The organism is Microvirga roseola (assembly GCF_020866965.1).
Taxonomy (GTDB): Bacteria; Pseudomonadota; Alphaproteobacteria; order Rhizobiales; family Beijerinckiaceae; genus Microvirga; species Microvirga roseola.
Window position 1 is genome coordinate 1 of sequence record NZ_JAJATX010000065.1, and the last position, 19,807, is coordinate 19,807.

Below are 19,807 nucleotides of genomic sequence, written 5' to 3' on the forward strand. Positions count from 1 at the left end.
ACTCCACTAACATTCCAACCGGACCAATCGGCGGGGGCGGATCAACACCACCGCTGCCGGGATGCTGTTGACCAACTTTGAGCCAGGCTCGCCCCTGCTGGCCGACAAGGCTCGCAACAGCAACACCCTTCGCGAGCAGGCCAAGGAGCAAGACGTGTGGGCGAACATTCCGTCCAAGAGCACCCCCAAGGGCTCGTTTGTCTTCAGCGCCCTTCTATATCGCTATCGTAGTCGGGTGGAGCGCTTCTTCAACAAGCTCAAAGAGTTCCGCGGCGTTGCCACGAGATACGACAAGGACCCGGAGAGCTTCCTTGTGCCACCAAGCTGGTCTCAGCTCGCATCTGGCTGTGCAGTTATGAGTCCGCTGCTTAATACTACATTTCGGGTCGGCCATGCCGTACTCGCACACGCCAGCCGCGGTCGAAAGCAACTCACAACATGTGGTCCCCTCCCACGAAGTTGGACCAGTGAACGTGAGAGTTTTCGGTTAGACTCCTGATGCGACGGAGCGCTGACCGATGAAGAAGACCCGCTTCACAGACCAGCAGATCGCCTTTGCCCTGCAGCAGGCCGAAGCCGGCACGTCCGTGCCGGAGGTCTGCCGCAGAATGGGTGTTTCTGAGCCGACCTTCTATCGATGGAAGCCGAACTTCAGGCTCAGATCGCCGAGGACGCTAAGAAGCGTGAGAAACTCTCGAAACACACGATTACCGTGACCTTGAGTGAGCTCCCCATGCACCGGTTCACCGCATCGGGGGACAAGGTCGTCGCCTTCCACGGTGCCGATGAGCGCGGCCGCCGATTCAGCGGGACCTACTTCGTCCCATACTTCCGGGAGCGCTCCGAGATCGACGCGATGCTCGCCCCGATGGATCAGGGCACGACAGTCGTGGTCCGCGGCTACTGGACGACGCGCAAATGGCGCAACCAGCAGAACCAGGAGGTCGAGTCCCGTGAATTCCAGATCCAATTCGTCGAGCCCAAGCAGGGTTAAACCGTCATCCCGATCCGTAGGAGACTTCTCGCCATGGCTGAAGCCAAGATCGTGTCCGCCCGCATCACTCTGGTCTCTCGGGCCCCCTTCGGCCCACTTTCAGAGGTATTTGCCACCCTCGAGGATGGCCGCGAGGTCCGGCTGTTCGACTACTATCCAGACGAGATCAGCTTCTCGTCTTCCGAATTCGTGGGCCTGACCGAGGAGCAGGGCCGCTACCTCAAGTACCAGAAAGACGTGGCTTTCCTCCGCTCCTAAGCCTCCCCACTCCATCCTCGAGAGAAGGATCCTGCCGATGCCGGCTGCCACCGACCTGATTGCCACCCACCGCTGCTTCGTCTTCCCAGAGGCGGAGACCGCTGGATCCGTCTACACGGAGCTCATGCTCCGCAGCGAAACCGACTACATGGGCCTCTATATCGACCCGCCGACCAGGACCATTCTCGTGAGCGAGCCCTTCGGAGATGCCTTCCTATCTCTGCTCGACGACACCGGACATCTCGGGCCCGAAAACCTGGTCAAGCAAAAGCTCGGCGACGAATACTTCGAGATCGGGACTGTTGTTGCCCCTTAAAGAGCGGACAGCGCTTCCTGGGTTTGACGGGCCGCGATGAACTCGCGGGGTGACCGATAGCCGAGATCCCGATGCGGGTGAAGCTGGTTGTAATGAGCAAACCAGCCCGGCAGCGCGGCCATTACGGATCGGGCATCCGGGCAGGAACTGACGCGGGCGTAATCGCGCTTGATCGTGCGCACGAAGGCCTCTGCCATGCCATCTGATTGTGGGCTCTCCAGTGGCGTGGTGCGCGGCTCCAGCCCAAGCTCCCGGGCAAACGACCGGGTTGGCCCCGCCACATAGCAGCTCCCGTTGTCGGTCAACCACTCGATCGTGTGAGGCAGCCGGTTCACGGGCCCGAAGCGATGCTCGACTGCGCTGAGCATGACATCGCAGACATCCTCGCCCTTGATCCCCTCTGTCGTGGCGACATAGCCCAGCGCCTCGCGGTCACAGCAGTCGAGGGCAAACGCCACCCGCACCTTCTCGCCATTGTCACAACCGAGCTCAAATCCGTCCGAGCACCAGCGGAGATTGGACTGCGCGACCGCAATGCGTCCGTCGTGCCGGCGTGTCTCAGCGCCGCCCGCATGGCGCTGGAGCAGCAGGCCATGCACCTTCATGACCCGATAGACCCGCTTGTGATTGGGCGGAGGCCGACCCTGCTCATGCGCTCGGCGCGCCAGAGAGGCATGCACCCGCCGATAGCCATAGGTGGCATGGTGGCGATCACGGCCTTGATCTCCGCGACCAGGGCGGCATCCGGCAAGGGCGGCCGGCCGCGCGAGTGGGAGGTTTGCGACTGCGTCTGCTTGATGAGGTTCGAGCGCACCACCCCGAGAGTCTCAGCGACGACACTCATCGGGAACCGTCCTTCGGCAGTGAGACGGACCGCAGCAGCCGTTTTTTTGAGTCCACCACCTCCAAGGCTTCCTTGAGTACCTCGGCCTCGAGCGTCTTCTTCCAAAAGCCGCTGCAGCTCGCGCACCTGGTTCTGGAGGGCACGGTAGTCGGAGGCTGGCACGACCTCCTCGCCACACCCAGCAGCCGTCAGAGCGCCCTGGGCGGCCAGCTTGCGCCAGTGGAAGAGCTGGTTCGGGGCAATGCCGTGCCGGCGGGCGACCAAGCTGACGGTGACGCCCGGCACGTAGGTTTCGTTGACGATGGCCACCTTCTCGGCAGCCGTCCAGCGGCGGCGCCGTTCCGGGCCGCTCAGGATGTCGATCGGAGGGTTGGTGTTAGTCATAGTCATAACAGTAAGCCTACCACTTAGCTAAGTGGGAAGCCTTGTCTGCTCAATTCGGGGGCTGCAACAGGGACCGCCGTCGATACTCTGCAACAGGTTTGGCACACCCCCCAATATGGGATGGGGACTGACGGTAACCTCTATCTGATGAGGGGACCGGATACCGTTTACTCCATTCCCCCGGACGGGAAACTCGGCCTGTTCTACGACACAGACGATTCTCGTGGCGGAACGCTCCACAAGCACGGCCCGGCCGATCTGGTTGAAGAGCAATTCGTCAAGCACCGTGATGCCTTCCGGGCAGCCGGCTGGTACGAACGCGCCAACCAGATGAGGTTCGTCGAGATTCCGGTCGCGTCCCTCACGCCGCCGGTGATCGCCGAGTTGAACGCCTGCCTCTCGATTTCGGGACGCATCGGGAAAATCACCGAGCACCTCGGACCTCTCCACTGATCGGCAGGGCACATTGGACCACTGCCCACATTGTGAAGGCACCGGAGAACGTGATTGGCTCAGCGGTGCCCGCTGTTACGAGTGCAACCGCACGGGCATCGCGAAGAAGGATGACCCGTGTCCGGACTGCCGCGGGGATGGGGCCTCCTCCGGTCGGTGCCTTGAGCCCTTGAAGCCCACTAAGAATTCAGCGGGCGGCTAATGCGAAAGTCCTCGAAAAGGCCGCTCACTAAATGGTGGGAGGCACTTTCCAGAGTGTGGATCTTCTCCTCCACCAGGTCTGCTAGAACGCTCCCGGGATGCGAATTCCGCAACTCGCTCACCGCATCCTTGATTTGTTGGAGGTCCAGGGGAGAAATCATCACCCTCTGACTACCTCTTGGCCCCTGTTCCAGTGTCATGCGTGATCTCCACGTATGCCGACGATGCGGCGGAATAGCCCCAGCCCAGCCGCTTCCAAGGTAGGAATGGTCGTCGGCGGTTTCTATTAAGGGCCGGATTACAACTTCGTTATTGCGCCGGCTCATGTCCGACACATTCACATTCGCTGAGGAACAGAATGGCGTCGATTACGCCGCAGGTAAGGAGAAGCAGTCGATGCCTGACTCCATCGTCGAGACAACGACCACTGGATCCGACGCCGCCCTCGACATATTCAGAGGGCAGTTCCTTGCAGCACCGTTGCCCAATCGTCCTCGGTCATTCCCGTCAGCATGGTCGAGCCTCCTGAAGCCGACCTGCCATGAATCACCGACAGCCTGATTTGGGAATCCACTCACCCGTTGCTCGGCCCAATCCGTCCACACGGCCTAGTCTGGACCGACGAACACCGGCTCAGGCTCTCGCCGGAATAACCCGATCAGAACTCATAGGATGCCGCGGGCGGCCAGCATCTCCTCGACCAAGCGTAGGCTCAACTGAAACCGAAAGTACAGCTACAAGACGTGACTGATCACCTCAGCTGAGAAACGGTGGCGGGCATACCGAGGATGACGGGCTTCATTGATCCAGGTACCCCTAGTTAACTTGACGATGCCCTCCTGCAACTAGAAAGCTACCAAGGGAGCCGACCTTCGTCATTGTAGAATCCTCCAGTCGGCCCGTCTGCTGGTAATGTTGCTAGTTTAACCGCAATACGCGCACCCTCTTCCGGTGTTCTGGCCCCAGAGTACCCGTTCATCCGTGTGGAAACCAGACCAGGGCAAGCCGCATTCACTTTGATTCCAAATTCTGCATATGCTTCCGCCATGAGCACAGTCAGCGCATTTACTGCAGTCTTTGATGAGCAGTAGGCGAACGTTGGCCTGAGATTATGGGCGCGTAACAACTCCTTGTTTCCCCAAATGGCAAGCGACCCTACGGCGCTTGACATGTTGACTACGTTCGCTGCGCAGCTCTTCTTCAGATTAGGCAACATGATCTCTGTCAACGTGAACAGACCGAAGACATTGGTTTCGTAGGTATCCCGGAATATCTCGAGCATCGAGCCTTTCGAAACCCTGCCGGCGTCAAGACAAATGCTGGCGTTGTTCACGAGGCAGTCCAGGTGTCCAAAAAGCCTTTCGACCTCATCCGCGGTGCTGATAAGTGTGGCCTTATCATTCAAGTCGACATGTAGGCTCGAAGCTTGCAAGGCATTTGCTCGGAGAGCTTCAGTGGCATCTTGCGCAGCTTCCAACGACCGTGCCCCGAGTAGGACATGGAACTCGTGTTCTGCCAGCTGACGCGCGATTTCCAAACCAATACCGCGGTTTGCGCCAGTCACCAGTGCAACCTTTCTTTTGTTCATCTCTGCGTCCATGTTAACATTGCAAACATCCGCGAATGTTTACGATGATAACATTCGCTCGCCAAGGAGTTCTTTGGTGCCAACCAAGCAAAAATATCACCACGGCAACCTGAGGGAGGAACTACTCGAGGCGGGATCGCTTCTGCTCCGTCAGGGTGGAGCGCAAGTGGTTGACCTGCGAAGCGTGGCGGGCCAGATCGGTGTCAGCCAGACTGCGATCTACCGGCATTTCAGGAACAAGGAAGCACTCATTGCAGCCATTCTCGAAAGAGCGTTCATCACGCTCACTGAGGCGCTAAACCAGGCCCTGAGCAAGAACAGAGACAGAGATGATTACGATGCTCTTATAGCGGCCTACATTGATTTCGCTCGCGGCAACCCATGGCTCGTGAGAACTATGTTCAACGGCTTGATGGTCGATCGTTCTCTGCACCCCGACTTGTGCGTGGCATCGCGAGGGCTGTTAGAGCTGCTAGCTGCGCAGGCGACCAGATATACAAGCGAGGCCAACGCCCACTCCGGGGCTGCTCTTTCCTGGTCGATCATGCATGGTTTGGCTACACTGATTATTGAGAACCAAATGCCCTCACTGATCAACTCTCCAGAGCTGATCTCGCAAATGGTTAGGGCTGCCGCTGCGTCCGTGCGAAGCGGCCTTGCGGCGCTCGCCAGCATGGAAGGCTGACCGGTACCGTTAATGGGGGCAGCGCAAGATGTGATGGGGTCGTCTAATCGCGGGGCACTTTGCAAGCCTTTTCTCAACAGCTCACCCGCTCGGGCCCATGATTTGAGCCGAGAGAGCCTTGCGGACAGTCCCGGTCGCGGCCGGTCCTTTGGCGCGCCGTGTACACGTATGCCGGAGCAGGGTCGTCTTCGCGGTCGGCATCAGCCGCCGCATGATGGGCTTTCGCAGGCTGGATGTTCCAATGTAGACGACGCACTCCGCTCATCAAGGCGCGGGTGCACCCCATCAGGCGGAATCATCCTGCCCACGTCCCGGCAGGGACGTCTCAGGGCATCCAGGTTGGATGCGAACGGTAGCCGGCGGGATCAGGTCCAGCAGGAGAGTATCGGGTGATCCATTGGCGGCTGCCAGTCCGGCCAAGCGATCGAAGTGCTGACCGGAGACCAACATCGCGTGCATGATGACTGCGAGTTTCCTTGCCACCGCCACGGCCGCCCGCTTAAAGCCAAGCTTGTCCTTGAGCCGGAGCCCCCAGGTGCGCAGGCCGCATTCTGCATTGGTGCGCGTGAGCATCACGGTCGCGGCCTCGTACAGCAGGCCCCGCACATGGGCATCACCGCGCCGCGAGATGTGGCCGTCGTAGTCTACCTCGCCTGATTGATAGCGGCGCGTCGTGAGCCCCAGCCAAGCGCCTACGGAGCGGGACTTCCTAAAATTCTCCGGATCTTCGATAGCGGCCACAAACGAGGTCGCCGTCACCGCGCCAACCCCGGGAATGGACATCAGCAGCTGAGTGGACTGGCTCTGACGGGCTGCCGCAATCAGCTGCCGGCTGAGATCGGCGGCCTGGCTGCGCAGGCTCTGCCACGCGCTCAGGATCGGCAGGATGACCTGCGAGAGGGCCTCATCACCCTCGAGGAGCATGCGTACGTTGGAGGCAAATGTGGCGCCTTTCCCGCCAGGCACAATCAGGCCGAACGTCTTCATGAGGCCGCGGATCTGGTTGGAGAGCTCGGTGCAGATGCGGACCAGCCGGGTGCGGGCCGCTACCAGCGTGCGCGTCAGCATGCTGTCGAAGCCCTTCACCCGCACCTCGCGATAGAAGCCGACCTGCGCCAGATGAGCCAGACCGTCGGCATCGTTCGCGTCGGTCTTGTTGGGCGCCATGTCGAGGGCGGCCTTGGCATGGCGGGCATCGATGCAGATCGCTGGCAGCCCTTCAGCACTCAGGCATGATAGAACCACACCGATAAGGGACCGGTCTCGAATACCACCCGCTTTACAGACGGGGCGCGTTTGCGGATCAGGTCAGCAATGAGCTTCGGATCGGACGGGCATTTGCCGCGCCAGACGCGCTGGCCACCCCGTCGGGTCGACACCGCCGTCTCTTTCATCGACACGTCGAGCCCGATATAGTCGTCCATGGCGGTTCTCCATTCGATGCTTGGGCCCGGCTTCCCGTCGTGAGCCCGTTCTTCCATTTTATCGGGGAACAGCCACCGGCTTCCACGAGCGTGACTGGTTCGGGGCGACTCGCTCCCGCGATTACCCTATGTGGACGCCCCCAACTGCCTTGGTGTGCCAGAGTGGAGGTGTTGAACGCCACTTGAGGGAGGCGTCCGTGGGAGAGGTTAGCACGATTGGCTTGGATCTGGCGAAGAGCGTGTTTCAGGTGCACGGCGCCGATGCATCCGGAGCGGTCCTTTTCCGCAAGAAGCTGCGGCGGCACCAGGTCCTCGCGTTCTTCTCGTCTCAGCCACCCTGCACAGTGGCCATGGAGGCTTGTAGCAGCTCGCATCACTGGGCACGTGAGATCACAAAACTCGGTCATACCGTCCGGCTGATCTCACCGGCTTACGTGAAGCCCTTTGTGAAGCGGCAGAAGAACGATGCGGCCGATGCCGAGGCGATCTGCGAGGCGGCTCAGCGCCCGACCATGCGCTTCGTGGCTCCCAAGAGTGAGCAGGCTCAAGCGGCGGCAGTTGTGTTCAGAGCCCGTGATCTCCTGGTGAAACAGCGGACCCAGATCATCAATGCCCTGCGGGGGCATCTGGCCGAATTCGGGCTCGTGGTGGCCAAAGGGCCGGCTCACGTTCCGCAACTCGTGCAGGCTGTTGAGGATCCAGTCGAGCCGATCCCAGAACTCGCCCGGCCAATCCTCCGGATGCTGATCGAGACACTCCGGGGACTGGACTGTCCGGCATGTGCCCCTCTATGGACCGGCGGGCGCCCGTCGGGCTGGCGACGTATGAACTTGCGATAAGAAGGTCCGGGTCTGGCACTTCTCGGAAGTGGACGGAACGTCAGCTTTAGGAACACCAGACCTTCGTGGAGGGCAGGGGATCGTCGCTGTTGAAAGCGAGGTGACGAGACTTCTTCAACGCGTCGCCCCACTACGGGCATTCAACGCCTGCATCAGGCAAAGCGTTGGATTCGTCCAATATCGCTGAAATGCCGGTCGGATCGGTTCCGAGTACTTTGCCTGCGGCAAGTCAACGTAATAATGTTTACACCAAAGTATTACTTCTTCTTCAAGAGTTGCCCTAGAGTCACATGGAGGAAGAAACGCGTGATGCCTGATCTTGTAACGTGTGTGGGAAGGCATCCTGTCCTAAAGTGAGGCGCTCGCGCCCCCTCTCTCCACAATAACGCTTAGAAATGCTCCCTGCATCTCATTATACTCTTTACCCTTTCGGGCTTGGACTCATCCGATCTTATGGCTCTGAGGGCGTCACACGCGCAGGCTTCCGCCGCAGCATGCTGGCATTGCCACTGTTGCTGCCGGTGGCAGTGCAGCCGGCAGCCGCACAATCATTGATTGACATGGGCATGTCGTTAACATTGCCCGATCAAGGTTATCCCAATCCTTGGACGCCTGCCGCTCTTTACGTTGGAGTTGTGGGTCAGGGAACCGTGATGATTGGCAGCGGTGCCCAGGTTGCCACTTCTGAATTCAGTGTGCTTGGTCGGTCCAGCGAAGGACACGGTTTTGTAACCGTATCTGGAGCGAACTCGTCATGGAACATACAGGGTCCGAGTGTAGCGCTGATGATCGGCGATTACGGGTCCGGAACGCTCAGAATTGAAAATGGTGGATCGGTTACTGGCGATGGACAGATCACTCTGGGAAATGACAAAGATGCTCAAGGCACTGTTATCGTCACAGGCCTAGGATCCAGGTGGGACAACGGTAACGCCGTTATTATCGGAGAGAGTGGTAGCGGCACTCTTGAAATCTCTGATCGCGCGGTCGCCAATAGTAGAATTGCGGTCGTCGGCTACTCGAAGGGTTCGCACGGTACCGCGAAGGTCACAGGCTCCGGATCTGTATGGAACACTATCCTGTTCAGTGTCGGCGGTAACGGCGGGACCGGATCCCTGACTGTCGAGGCAGGCGGTCAGGTCAATAGTCAAGACTTCTGGATCGATGGAGCCTCTGGAACGACGGTTGAAATCCAGGGAACCGGATCGAAACTGTCCTCAACCGGAAGCTTCATCGTTGGGTACGAGATGAATACCGGATCGCTGACGGTGACCGATGGAGGGGCAGTAGAGGTCGCCAACGGCGCCGGCTCTATATCCGTTGCAAGAGATCAGCACACGACGGGAACTCTGAATATCGGTGCCCCTGCCGATGCACCAGCGGCCTCACCCGGAACAATCAATGCTGCGGAAATCCGGTTCGGTGCCGGTACGGGCGCCATCAACTTCAATCACACGGATTCCAACTACAGCTTTGCCCCCGCGATCGCAGGCAATGGCTCTATCAACGTTCTTGCCGGCACGACGCTGTTGACCGGAAATAACAGCTACAGTGGCGGTACAATCATCACTGGTGGCACGCTGCGCGCAGGATCGGCAGCCGCTTTGCCCGCGAACACGCCATACACGATCAACGGCGGCATGCTCGATCTGAACGGCTACGGGTTGGTCATGGGATCGCTTGCAGGTACCGGGGGCTCAATCGATCTCGGCACGGCTGACCTGCGCATCGACCAGTCGTCGTCTTCGACCTATTCCGGCTCCATTACCGGAGCGGGCACTTTCACGAAAAGCGGATCCGGCTCTCTCGTTCTGACCGGTGCGAATACCTATGTCGGCACAACGATTGTGGCTGGAGGTACAACGGCCGCACCGAGCGAGTTGATCGTGTCAGGAGCGACCGCAATGCTGGGGCGGCCAACAGAGGATATGAAAGTTGGCGCTCTGGCGGGCGATGTCTCTGCCCTTCACATTCTGAACGGGGCGAGGGTGAGGGCTCAGGACAGCTTTATCTCTGACCGTTTCGGATCGGAGGGGTCGGTGCTGGTGAGCGATCCCGGCTCAACCTGGTCTCACGACAACTACCTTTATGTCGGCTGGGCAGGCAATGGTGTGCTCGACATTCGCAATGGAGCAAAGGTCACCAACAGGAAGGCCTATCTGGGCCTCGGCGATGGATCATCCGGGACGGTAACGGTCAGCGGGCCGAATTCCGAATGGATCAACAGCAGCGATCTCACCATCGGCAATCTCCACCGCGGAAATTTGACGGTTGCCGATGGAGGATCGGTCAGCGCTGCCACCACATTGCTGGGGTATCATGTCAACGGGTCGGGACGTCTCATCCTTGATGGTAGCGATCGCGCCCGAGGCAAGCTGACCACCGGCCAAGTGTCCAAGGGCAGTGGCTCCGGCACGCTCGCTTTCAATGGCGGCATTCTGCGGGCCAGCGGCAATCAAGTAGCCTTTCTGGCCGGTTTCGACGATGATGACGTAACCATCGAGGCCGGCGGCGCTTTCATCGACAGCAACGGTCACAACATCGGCACAAGCACCGTGCTCAACGGCGGTGGCGGCCTGACAAAGCTGGGGTTCGGTACACTCGCCCTTGCCGGTGCCAACACCTACACCGGGACCACAACAGTGGCGGTGGGCACCCTGGCCGTGGACGGCTCACTGGCGAGCGCAAACATCCAGGTGCAAACGGGGGCGACCCTGACCGGCTCCGGCACTCTGGCCGGAGGAGTGACCGTACAGAATGGCGGCATCCTGGCCGGTACCAGCGGGCAGACGCTCACCATGGGCAGTCTGAGCCTCGCGTCCGGCGCGACTCTCGATGCTACCCTGACTGCTGGCAATACCGATCCCCTGTTTGATATTCCCGGCAATCTCACATTAAGCGGCAAGCTCGTTATCAACGAGGCCTCGGATCTAACCGGCGCCACTCGTTTTACTCTGCTTGAGCATAGCGGCACGCTCACCAAGGCGCCGTTGGCCCTGATGTCGGCTCCGGTTGGCTATAAGCTGGCAAATTTTGCCCTCGACTCCTCAGGCGGTCGGGTGACACTTACCCTCAAGGATGCGGCTGGCCAGCAGTTCTGGCGCGGCGGCACAGGCCGATGGACCAGTATGGGCTGGAGCAACCCGGACGCCAGCCTGACCGCCGCCTGGGCCGGTGACACGGCAATCTTCCAGGGTCGCGGCGGCGCAGTGACGGTGGAGGGGGCACAAGCCTTCTCGGCGCTGCGTTTTGAGAGCAATGGTTACAGCCTCGCTTCCGGCAGCACCGGAGCGCTGGTGCTCACCGATGATGGCGATTCTTCAACTCATGAGGGCGTTCGTGTGGAGAGCGGGATCACGGCGACCATCGCCGCCCCGATCAGCGGCACTGCCACTTTAGTAAAGGGCGGCGCGGGTACTCTCAATCTGACTGGGACCAGTACCCTTGCTGGGCCTACTGTTGTTGAAGCGGGTCGTTTGGCCGTGAACGGTTCTCTCGCAGGCTCGACTGTGACGGTAAGCGGCGGGTCGCTCGGAGGTAATGGTGTGGTCGGCGGGATCGTGGCCCGAAATGGAGGCATGGTGGCGCCGGGTAATTCTATCGGCTCTCTGAATGTCGCGGGCAACGTGCGATTTGAAGCGGACTCCGTCTATCAGGTCGAGACCAACGCCGCCGGTCAGTCCGATCTCGTCAAAGCGACAGGGGCAGCCACGCTTTCGGGCGGGACCGTCCAGGTGCTGGCGGAGAGCGGAAGCTACAAGCCATCTACAAGCTACACCGTTCTAACTGCCGAGGGCGGCGTAGTGGGCACCTTCGCGGGTGTCAGGTCCAACTTTGCCTATCTCGATCCGACCCTCACCTATGGCAACAGCGACGTGCGCCTGACGCTCACGCGCAAGACCGTGCCGACTGGTTCGCTTACTCTCAACGCGGTGGCAGTGAGCGGCAACCAATACCGTGTGGCCGACGCCGTTGAAGCCCTTGGCAGCGGCCACCGCGTGTTCGACGCCGTGATCGGCCAGAGCGTCGACGGCGCACGCCAGGCCTTCGACGCGCTCTCCGGCGAGGTTCATGCCAGCGCCGCCGGAGCGGCATTGAGCGGCACCCTGCGGACGCAGGACATGCTGCTGAACCGCATGCGCTCCATCCAGGCGCCGGTGGCGGGCCCGGTCCAGGCCGCCTATGCCGCCGACCGGCCGGGCGTTGCGCCCCTTGTCGATGGGCTGACAATCCCATCCCTCGATCCGCGCCGCTTCACCCTCTGGGGCGAGGGCTTCGGCTCGTGGGGCAAGGTCGGCACCAACGGCAACGCGGCCGGCATGGACACCTCCACAGGCGGGTTCGCGATTGGAGCCGAGTCTCGGCTCGACGAGACCTTCACTCTCGGCATGGCTGGCGGGTTCTCGCGCACCGCCTTCGACGTGGACGGGCGGCTGTCCTCCGGCGCGAACGAGACGGTATTCGGTGCAGTCTCCGGCACGGCCAAATGGGACGCGCTCAGCCTGCGTCTGGGCGCTCTCTACGCCCACCACGACCTTGACACGCAGCGCACCATCACCTTCCCGGGCTTTGCCGAGCAGGCGAGCGCTTCCTACGACGGCTCGACCCTGATGGCCTTCGGCGAGGTGGGGTACGCATTCGATCTTGGCCGGGTGACGGTCGAGCCGTTCGTGGGCGCGTCGCTCATGCGCCTGCGCCTGGACGGCTTTACCGAGGAGGGCGGGGCGGCGGCCCTGACCGGTTATGCCCGCAGCTACAATCTCGGCACCACCACGCTCGGGGTTCGGGCGCAGGCGCGGATCAGCGCCGAGCTGCCGCTGACGCTGCGGGGCATGATCGGGTGGCGGCATGCCCTCGGCGACATCGAGCCCGCCGCGCTGCTGGCCTTCTCAGGCGGCACCACGGGCTTCAGCGTCGCGGGCCTGCCGATCGACCGTACCGCTTTCGTGGCGGAGACGGGGCTGGACTGGCAGATCAACCGGGACATGACGCTCGCCGTATCGTACTCGGGCCAGATCGGGGCACGGGCACAGGAGCACGCCGTAAAGGGCAACTTCACCTGGCGCTTCGAAACACGCTGAGGACCATCCCGGCCGTCCTGCTTGGCACTAAGTAGAAGGTCCAAGGGCTCGACGTGTGGCTCAGCCCACAGGCTTTAGCCCTGTCGTGAAGCCCAGTGTCAGATCGGGAAGGGCTGGAGTTGGCACTTCTCGGAAGAAACGCGTTGGTCCGCTCGTCCGAGGATAACGGACATTCGCGAAGGGCAGGGGACTTTCAGAGGCCGAACCGGTCCTCTCGACACGTATAAGCGCTGGCCAGACATTCGCTCGATCATCCCAGCCCGGCTTGCATCGAGAGCGCTGCTATGACGATCGATATTGACCAACTGACCGAGGCCGAGCTTATCGATCTCAACCACCGCATCGTCGAGCGCCTGCGCTTTCTCGACCAGATGCGCGCTCATGTGGAGATGCTGGAGTTCAAGATTGGAGACCGGGTCACCTTCCAGCCGCCCGGCCAGGGTCCACTTGAGGGCATGCTGACGCGCTACAACAAGAAGACCGTGACAGTGATCACTGATACCGGGCAGAGGTGGAACGTCTCGCCCACCGTCCTCAGTAGGGTCAAGCCGACCAAAGACGCCAAACGCCTGGGTCCAACGTGGTTCTGCTGCATCAGCGCTGATACGAGCTCCGATGGGTTTGATCGAAGGTCGGGTCGGTTTGCCCAACGATGTCGCTAGCGTAAGGAACGACGACGATACTCGGCCGACAAAGCGTCATGCGGGTTGCGGTTGGGCAGGAACTTCAAGGCGACGAGACGGCTGACAATCTCATCAGGCGAGCGCTTCAGGATCAGAGACATCTCCTCGAGACTAGAGGAGGACGCATAGGCTGCCTGAAGGCGCGTATCCTCACGGGATGTCCACGGCCTTGAGCCAGATGATGCCGTCTCGCGCGAACTCCTGCGAGTGGTTGGGGTTGGGCCGGATGTCGGGTGTGACCTCTTGGTTGCGAGTTGAGCCCGTTCTCCCAGGCTTGCCAGAGGAAGGCGACTGTCAGCCCCAGCCATGTTCGGGCCTGTCCAGATGGCCTCTCCATGATGCATCTCGAACAGAAATGGAGATGGATCCGACTTTGTCCCAAAGCGCTCCGCAGCATAGGTGAGGGCAAGACGGCGCTTGGCCCGGGTGATCGCCACGTAGGCGACCCGTCGCTCCTCCTCGATATCGGCTGAATTGCCGTGGGGCATGACACCATCCTCAACCCCGACGACGAACACCGTATCCCACTCAAGACCTTTCGCGGAATAGACCGTCGACAGAACAACACTGTTCGCGTGCGGGCGCTTGGTCGCTTGGGTCTGCTCGGCAGTCCGCGCCTCGAGTTCTTCAACCGACGAACAGGAGGCCGCCAGCATGGCGACTCCGTCGACGATGCTCTCCCATTCCGCCCGCTCCCGGCCTGATGCTCGTATGGGCAGAGCCTCAGCCACAATCCGCTTGACGTGAGCGCATGAGCTTTCGAAGTCGCGTCTCGTGCCGCGATCGATCAGGTCCAGGCGCTCGCGGGTGATGTCACCCCGTTTGCCCGTGCCCATTTTCTCGAGGGCCGCTGTACTTTGAGGGTCACGCAAGTAGTACAGGGAGCCGACGAATAGTTTGGCTGGAGAACTCTGCCAGAAATCTCCGGCACCCCGGACCTCGAAGGGAATGTCGAGAGCGCGAAGCGCTGCCTGGAAATGGATACCGATGGTTCCTGATCGGTATAGAACAGCCATCTGCCGGGGCTCCATACCCTTGCTGATGACGTGTGAAATCGCAGCAGCGACTTGCCGGGCCTCCACAGCCGGCAGGCTGTACCCTCGGACGACAATGTCACATGGGGGTCATCGCAGAATCTTCCCGGAACCCTACGCTAAGAGTTTGGGAGCGTCACAGACTGCATGGGACATTCAGAAACAGCAGGCATCCAGCAGTCTGAGCAGATGGGTGATTGGCAGAGTTCGTCCCACACATCTGCAACTTTGAAACATATGTCCGTGTGAAAGCCTCTTGCCTGATCTCGTCTTGATAGAAGCGGTTTGGCAACAGGAACGTGCAACACGGCGAGGCCTTGTCACCCGACTGGCCCGCCATNCTTGATAGAAGCGGTTTGGCAACAGGAACGTGCAACACGGCGAGGCCTTGTCACCCGACTGGCCCGCCATGAAGAAGCACGAAATCCTCTCTCCGCAATCCCGCGCCACTCTGTTCGACCCCCCGTCAGATGTCGCCTCAATCGTTCGCCACTACACGTTCTCAATGGAAGATCTGGCGCTGATCCGGCAAAGACGCCGGGATGCAAACAGGCTCGGCTTTGCCGTCCATCTCGCCTACCTGCGCTACCCTGGCCGCGTACTCAGTCCGTCGGAAATGCCTCCCAAGGACATGCTGGCCTTCATTGCCCATCAACTCCAGGTCAACCCATCTGCCTTCCTGGATTACGGGCAGCGTGAAGCAACTCGCTGGGAGCACCTCAACGAACTCTACGCCTATCTCGGCTTGCGGCCCTTCCGGCATGATGACGAGCCAACGATCACGCGGATTGCCCGCGAAGAGGCTATCGGGACCGATCGCGGCGACGCCATTGTTGGCGCCATGGTCTCATATCTGCGAGAAAACCTGGTTGTCCTACCTGCTGCCACAGAACTCGAGCGGATTGCCCTCACAGCTCGCGCGCAAGTCCGTAAGCGAGACTGAATGATCTGATCGAGGTGGCTGAGGACCAAAGGAGGACGCCTCTGGCCTGGCTCCGGGATTGGCCAGAGGCGCCAACTCAGAAGAATCTCGCCTCGATTGTGGAGCGACTAGGGGTCGTGCGCTCGTTGGGCGTCGAGCCGGATCGCGAGCGGCGCGTTCACCGGGCCCGCTACGCGGGGATTGCCCGGGAGACAGCCATCCTCAGCGCTCAGCATCTGTCCCGTCTGGAAAGTGAGCGGCGGCTTGCCTCTCTGGTGGTCTTCGCCCGCGAGATGGAAGCCGAGCTGACCGATGCTGCGATCACGATGTTCGACAAGGTGATTGGCAGCGTGTTCCGCAAGGCCGATCGCCAGCACAAGGAACAGGTTGTTAGCCGGGCGAAGACAATCGACAGTGCCGCCCGGGCGCTGATCGATATGGCCAGGGCCATGCTGGAAGCTCGGGCGAGAGGAGCCGATCCGCTTATGGCAGTCGAGCAAACCATCGGCTGGCGCGGGCTTGAGACGTTGGTGGATGAGATTGATCAGACGATAGGAGACACCCGGCAGGATAACCTGGCGGAGGTCATTGACCACTATCCCGGCATTCACCGGGTTGGCAAAATAGTCCTTCGGACCTTCACGTTCCATTCGTGGAAGGCATCAGATCCCCTGCTCACCACAGTCGAACTCCTGCGGACCCTTTACGCCTCCGGCCAGCGCAGCCTCCCGGCTCGCGTCCCGACCGCCTTCATGACACCTGCCTGGCGAAAGCTCGTTGGGAAGGGCGCTTCTGTCGACCGCCGGACCTGGGAGATCGGTGTCATCGTCGCCCTTCGGGACCGGCTGCGGGCTGGCGATGTCTGGGTGGAAGGGAGCCGGTCCTACCGGGCGTTCGACGACTTCCTGTTGCCTCAAACTGCATTCCCCACCCGTCGTCAGAGTGGTGAACTTGGTCTTGCGATCCCTGACAGCTTCCAGGCTTGGCGTGAGGAGCACTGTGCCACGCTGGACCGGCGGCTTCGCGAGGTCGGAGCGCAGGCCGAGGCCGGCGAACTCTCCGAGGCGGTCATCTCATCGACCGGGCTCTCGATCAGCCCGATCCGCCAGCACGATAGTGGCGCTGATGATATCGCCCGGCGGTTCTACAGCATGCTTCCCCGCCTGCGGATCACAGATCCTTCTCGCCGAGGTCCACGGCTGGACGAATTTTGCGGACCGGTTCAGCCATCTTCGATCCGGGGCGCCTCCGGAGAATCCAGTCGCGCTCATGACGGCCATTCTGGCGGATGCGACCAATCTGGGACTGGCGCGGATGGCGCGAAGCTCCGGCCTCTTCAGCCATTCTCATCTGCTCTGGACGGCGGAGTGGCATATCCGGGACGAGACGTATCAAGCCGGCCTGGCTGCCCTGGTCGATGCCATCCATGCTCAGCCCTTCACTGTGGTCTGGGGTGATGGTGCCACTTCATCCTCGGATGGGCAGTTCTTCCGAGCCGGTGGGGCATGGGCAAGGCCGTGCCGATCACAACGCCCGCTACGGCTCGGAGCCGGGAGCGAAGTTCTACACGTTCATCTCCGATCGGTTTGCGCCGTTCCACACTCAGGTGATTGCCGCGAACGCCAGCGAAGTGCTCCATGTTCTGGACGGTCTGCTGCATCACGAGAGCACGCTCGCAATCCGGGAGCATTACACCGATACCGGCGGCGTTACCGAGCACGTGTTTGGCTTGTGCCATCTTCTCGGCTTCCGGTTTGCTCCACGGATTCGAGATCTTGCCGATCGCCGCCTCTATGTCGCCGGCGACCGGGCTGATTACGGCAGCCTCGGCGCGATGATTGGAGGTTCAATCAACCTGCAGTGCATCAGGGAGAACTGGGACGAAGTCCTGCGAATGGGGGTCTCAATCCGGGCAGGCACGGTTGCACCCTCGACGCTGATGCGTCGGCTCGCCGCCTATCCACGCCAGAACGCTCTCGCGAAAGCTCTACGCGAGATCGGTCGTTTGGAACGAACGCTGTTTGCGCTGGACTGGATCTCGGACCCGGCCCTGCGCCGGCGCACCAATGCAGGTCTCAACAAGGGCGAGGCTCGTAACGCTTTGGCTCGAGCTCTGTTCTTCCATCGCCATGGCGAACTCCGGGACCGAACCTTTGAGAATCAACGCTACCGCGCCTCTGGGCTCAACCTGACGATCGCCGCCATCATCCTCTGGAACACGGTTTATCTCAGCCGAGCCGTTGAAGAGCTCCGCGCCGGTGGCGCGCACCTGCCGGATGATCTCCTGGCCCATATCGCACCGCTCGGTGGGAGCACATCAGCTTCAATGGGGACTATGTCTGGCCCACCGAGCCTCTCGCTGGGCACTTCCGTCCGCTGCGGAATCCACGCTCACCTTTCCTCGAAGCGGCTTAGCGTAGGATTCCGGGAAGATTCTGCGATGACCCCTTCAAGCTTCGCTCGTTTATGTGAACACACGCATGCTGCAAACGGTGCTCGCCGAACCGCCGTGGGAATGCCGCATGACACTAGAAGATTATCGCGGCCTCACGCCGCTGATCTATGCCCACGTCAATCCCTACGGCCGGTTCGATCTCGATCTGGACAGCCGGACAGATTACGACAAAATCGCCGTGTGAGCGGTCTGCGCCAAAGACGCGTCGCAAGCTCAGGATAAAGCGGTCCCGCATACGGTCACACCCCGGTGCGCCGACGACGCAGACCGGGGTCTTCCGCTATGGGCGTGCACCGATGTGTCGGCGCTTCGCTCGGGTGCCTAATCCAAGAGAACCACAGCCTCAACCTCGAAAAGCATGGGGTCGATGGCGAGCTTTGGCACCGAAACCAGCGTCTGCGCAGGCAGCTTGCCGCCGAACATCCGCGTCACGTTCTCGGTCAGCACGCCAAGTTTTGTCATATCGTGGTCAACCACGAAAACCGTCAGTTTCACAACCTGGTCCGGGCGAGCGCCGAGCGCGTCGATCACTGCAGCGAGGTTCGCATAAGCTTGCTTCACCTGTTCGCCGAAATCGGACGAGAGCGCGCCGGTCTGGTCCTGTCCGCCTTGCCCTGAGATAAAAGCCAACCGACCGGAAGCAGGGGTGATGACCGCTGTGCTGTAGCCATTCGGCGTCGGGTCATGCAGGCGGGAAGGGTTGACGATCACCGGCGTTACACTAGCGGCGGGTGTTTGGCTCTGGGATGTCATGTTCAGTCTCCTTGCTGAGTTGCCATGACCCGCATAGAGTAAATCGGTGCCATAATTTGGCACCAAATGTGCTAGGGTTCGCAAATGAATATCCGCCTCAGACATGACGCCATAGTGCGCATCCTCCGGCGCAACGGAACCGCAACAGTCAACGATTTAGCGGAGGAAATTGGCGCTTCCAGGCGAACGGTGCTGCGCGACATCGGAGCGTTGCGTGACCAAGGTTTCGTCATCCATTCAGAATCGGGCCGGGGCGGCGGGCTTCAGCTTGACCCGGAATCGGTGCAGACCACTACTCGGCTCTCCGTGACTGAGGTGTTCGCGCTCATCATCAGCGTTGCAGCAATGCGCGCGGCCCGATCCCTTCCCTTCTCCGACTTCGCCGATGCGGGGCTTGCCAAGATCGAAAAGGCATTGTCGGCAGAAAAGGTGCGAGACCTGCGCCGACTCCTCGACTGTCTGTATGTCGGACAGTTGTCGCCCAAGCAGAATATTTCGGACTTGGGTTTGATCGATCCCGCGCTGCTGCCCGCCTTCGAGACGGCATTTCTCCAGCGGCTACATCTGCGGTTCCACTACCGTGACGTCAAAGGAGTAGAAACCATCCGCGAAGTCGAACCACAGGCCATGCTGATCCTGCCGCCACTTTGGTATCTCGTGGCTTGGGATGCCGCCCGCGAGGATTTCCGCTACTTCCGCATGGACAGGATCAGCAAACCGGAGATCGTGGAGGGCACACAGTTTCGTCGAAGGCACGTACCCTTCGAAGACGATGTTTGCCCTTTCAACGAGATGCCACGCTGAGTACCAGAGATGAGCCAAGGCCGGGACGTGTTCTCAGCTGGAGTTTGGCCATTTCAGGCGGGGAAGCATGCGGCGTCTGTTAGGCGGTT

Annotated in this window: 11 protein-coding genes and 7 pseudogenes; 12 read left to right on the forward strand and 6 right to left on the reverse strand. The window is 60.8% G+C overall.

The features are described 5' to 3' along the window. Positions 1 to 518 precede the first annotated feature (518 nt). The 4 genes and pseudogenes from LG661_RS21420 to LG661_RS21435 all read left to right on the forward strand — a co-directional run. Positions 519 to 644 (forward strand): annotated as a pseudogene (locus tag LG661_RS21420) (transposase); the annotation flags it as partial. Further along, on the forward strand, positions 638 to 994 hold the full coding sequence (locus tag LG661_RS21425) for a single-stranded DNA-binding protein (RefSeq protein WP_268995503.1): 357 nt from the start codon (positions 638 to 640) through the stop codon (positions 992 to 994). The pseudogene LG661_RS21420 and the gene LG661_RS21425, both read left to right, overlap by 7 nt. Positions 995 to 1,027: 33 nt before the next feature. After that, positions 1,028 to 1,252: a hypothetical protein gene (locus tag LG661_RS21430; protein ID WP_230534054.1), complete on the forward strand. Its 225-nt coding sequence runs from the start codon at positions 1,028 to 1,030 to the stop codon at positions 1,250 to 1,252. A 37-nt stretch (positions 1,253 to 1,289) separates the two neighbouring features. Beyond that, positions 1,290 to 1,568, forward strand: coding sequence for a hypothetical protein (locus tag LG661_RS21435; RefSeq protein ID WP_230534055.1), 279 nt, complete (start codon positions 1,290 to 1,292; stop codon positions 1,566 to 1,568). Here LG661_RS21435 and LG661_RS21440 read toward each other — a convergent pair. After that, a pseudogene (locus LG661_RS21440) lies at positions 1,565 to 2,796 on the reverse strand (IS3 family transposase). The gene LG661_RS21435 and the pseudogene LG661_RS21440 overlap by 4 nt on opposite strands. Before the next feature lie 147 nt (positions 2,797 to 2,943). Between LG661_RS21440 and LG661_RS21445 the strand changes: the two are divergent. Next, a complete protein-coding gene (locus tag LG661_RS21445; protein ID WP_230534056.1) occupies positions 2,944 to 3,249 on the forward strand; it encodes a hypothetical protein in 306 nt (101 codons plus the stop codon). Positions 3,250 to 4,121: 872 nt separating this feature from the next. Here the strand turns inward: LG661_RS21445 and LG661_RS21450 are convergent. Beyond that, positions 4,122 to 4,256, reverse strand: a pseudogene (locus LG661_RS21450) (IS6 family transposase); the annotation flags it as partial. Positions 4,257 to 4,303: 47 nt separating this feature from the next. Continuing rightward, complete coding sequence (locus tag LG661_RS21455; RefSeq protein WP_230534057.1) at positions 4,304 to 5,038, reverse strand: SDR family oxidoreductase; 735 nt, start codon at positions 5,036 to 5,038, stop codon at positions 4,304 to 4,306. Positions 5,039 to 5,114: 76 nt separating this feature from the next. Here LG661_RS21455 and LG661_RS21460 point away from each other — a divergent pair, with 76 nt between their 5' ends. Next, positions 5,115 to 5,723 carry a TetR/AcrR family transcriptional regulator gene (locus LG661_RS21460; protein WP_230534058.1) on the forward strand — a complete coding sequence of 203 codons (609 nt, stop codon included), beginning with the start codon at positions 5,115 to 5,117 and terminating at the stop codon, positions 5,721 to 5,723. 405 nt (positions 5,724 to 6,128) lie between these two features. Here LG661_RS21460 and LG661_RS21465 read toward each other — a convergent pair. Beyond that, positions 6,129 to 7,147: pseudogene (locus LG661_RS21465) on the reverse strand (IS110 family RNA-guided transposase); the annotation flags it as partial. Positions 7,148 to 7,344: 197 nt separating this feature from the next. Between LG661_RS21465 and LG661_RS21470 the strand changes: the two are divergent. The 3 genes and pseudogenes from LG661_RS21470 to LG661_RS21480 all read left to right on the forward strand — a co-directional run. Further along, a pseudogene (locus LG661_RS21470) lies at positions 7,345 to 7,917 on the forward strand (IS110 family RNA-guided transposase); the annotation flags it as partial. A gap of 563 nt (positions 7,918 to 8,480) precedes the next feature. Continuing rightward, positions 8,481 to 13,067, forward strand: coding sequence for an autotransporter domain-containing protein (locus LG661_RS21475; RefSeq protein WP_230534059.1), 4,587 nt, complete (start codon positions 8,481 to 8,483; stop codon positions 13,065 to 13,067). Positions 13,068 to 13,351: 284 nt separating this feature from the next. Continuing rightward, on the forward strand, positions 13,352 to 13,729 hold the full coding sequence (locus LG661_RS21480) for a hypothetical protein (protein WP_230534060.1): 378 nt from the start codon (positions 13,352 to 13,354) through the stop codon (positions 13,727 to 13,729). Here the strand turns inward: LG661_RS21480 and LG661_RS21485 are convergent. Next, positions 13,726 to 14,832: a 3'-5' exonuclease gene (locus tag LG661_RS21485; protein ID WP_268995504.1), complete on the reverse strand. Its 1,107-nt coding sequence runs from the start codon at positions 14,830 to 14,832 to the stop codon at positions 13,726 to 13,728. The genes LG661_RS21480 and LG661_RS21485 overlap by 4 nt on opposite strands. Before the next feature lie 361 nt (positions 14,833 to 15,193). On the opposite strand from LG661_RS21485, the pseudogene LG661_RS25520 reads away from it, so the two are divergent. Beyond that, positions 15,194 to 18,121: pseudogene (locus LG661_RS25520) on the forward strand (Tn3 family transposase). 32 nt (positions 18,122 to 18,153) lie between these two features. Then, a pseudogene (locus LG661_RS25525) lies at positions 18,154 to 18,345 on the forward strand (Tn3 family transposase); the annotation flags it as partial. A 137-nt stretch (positions 18,346 to 18,482) separates the two neighbouring features. Here the strand turns inward: LG661_RS25525 and LG661_RS21505 are convergent. Beyond that, positions 18,483 to 18,914, reverse strand: coding sequence for a RidA family protein (locus tag LG661_RS21505; RefSeq protein ID WP_230534064.1), 432 nt, complete (start codon positions 18,912 to 18,914; stop codon positions 18,483 to 18,485). A gap of 84 nt (positions 18,915 to 18,998) precedes the next feature. On the opposite strand from LG661_RS21505, the gene LG661_RS21510 reads away from it, so the two are divergent. Next, positions 18,999 to 19,718, forward strand: a complete 720-nt coding sequence (locus LG661_RS21510) for a helix-turn-helix transcriptional regulator (protein ID WP_230534065.1) — start codon at positions 18,999 to 19,001, stop codon at positions 19,716 to 19,718. Positions 19,719 to 19,807 lie beyond the last annotated feature (89 nt).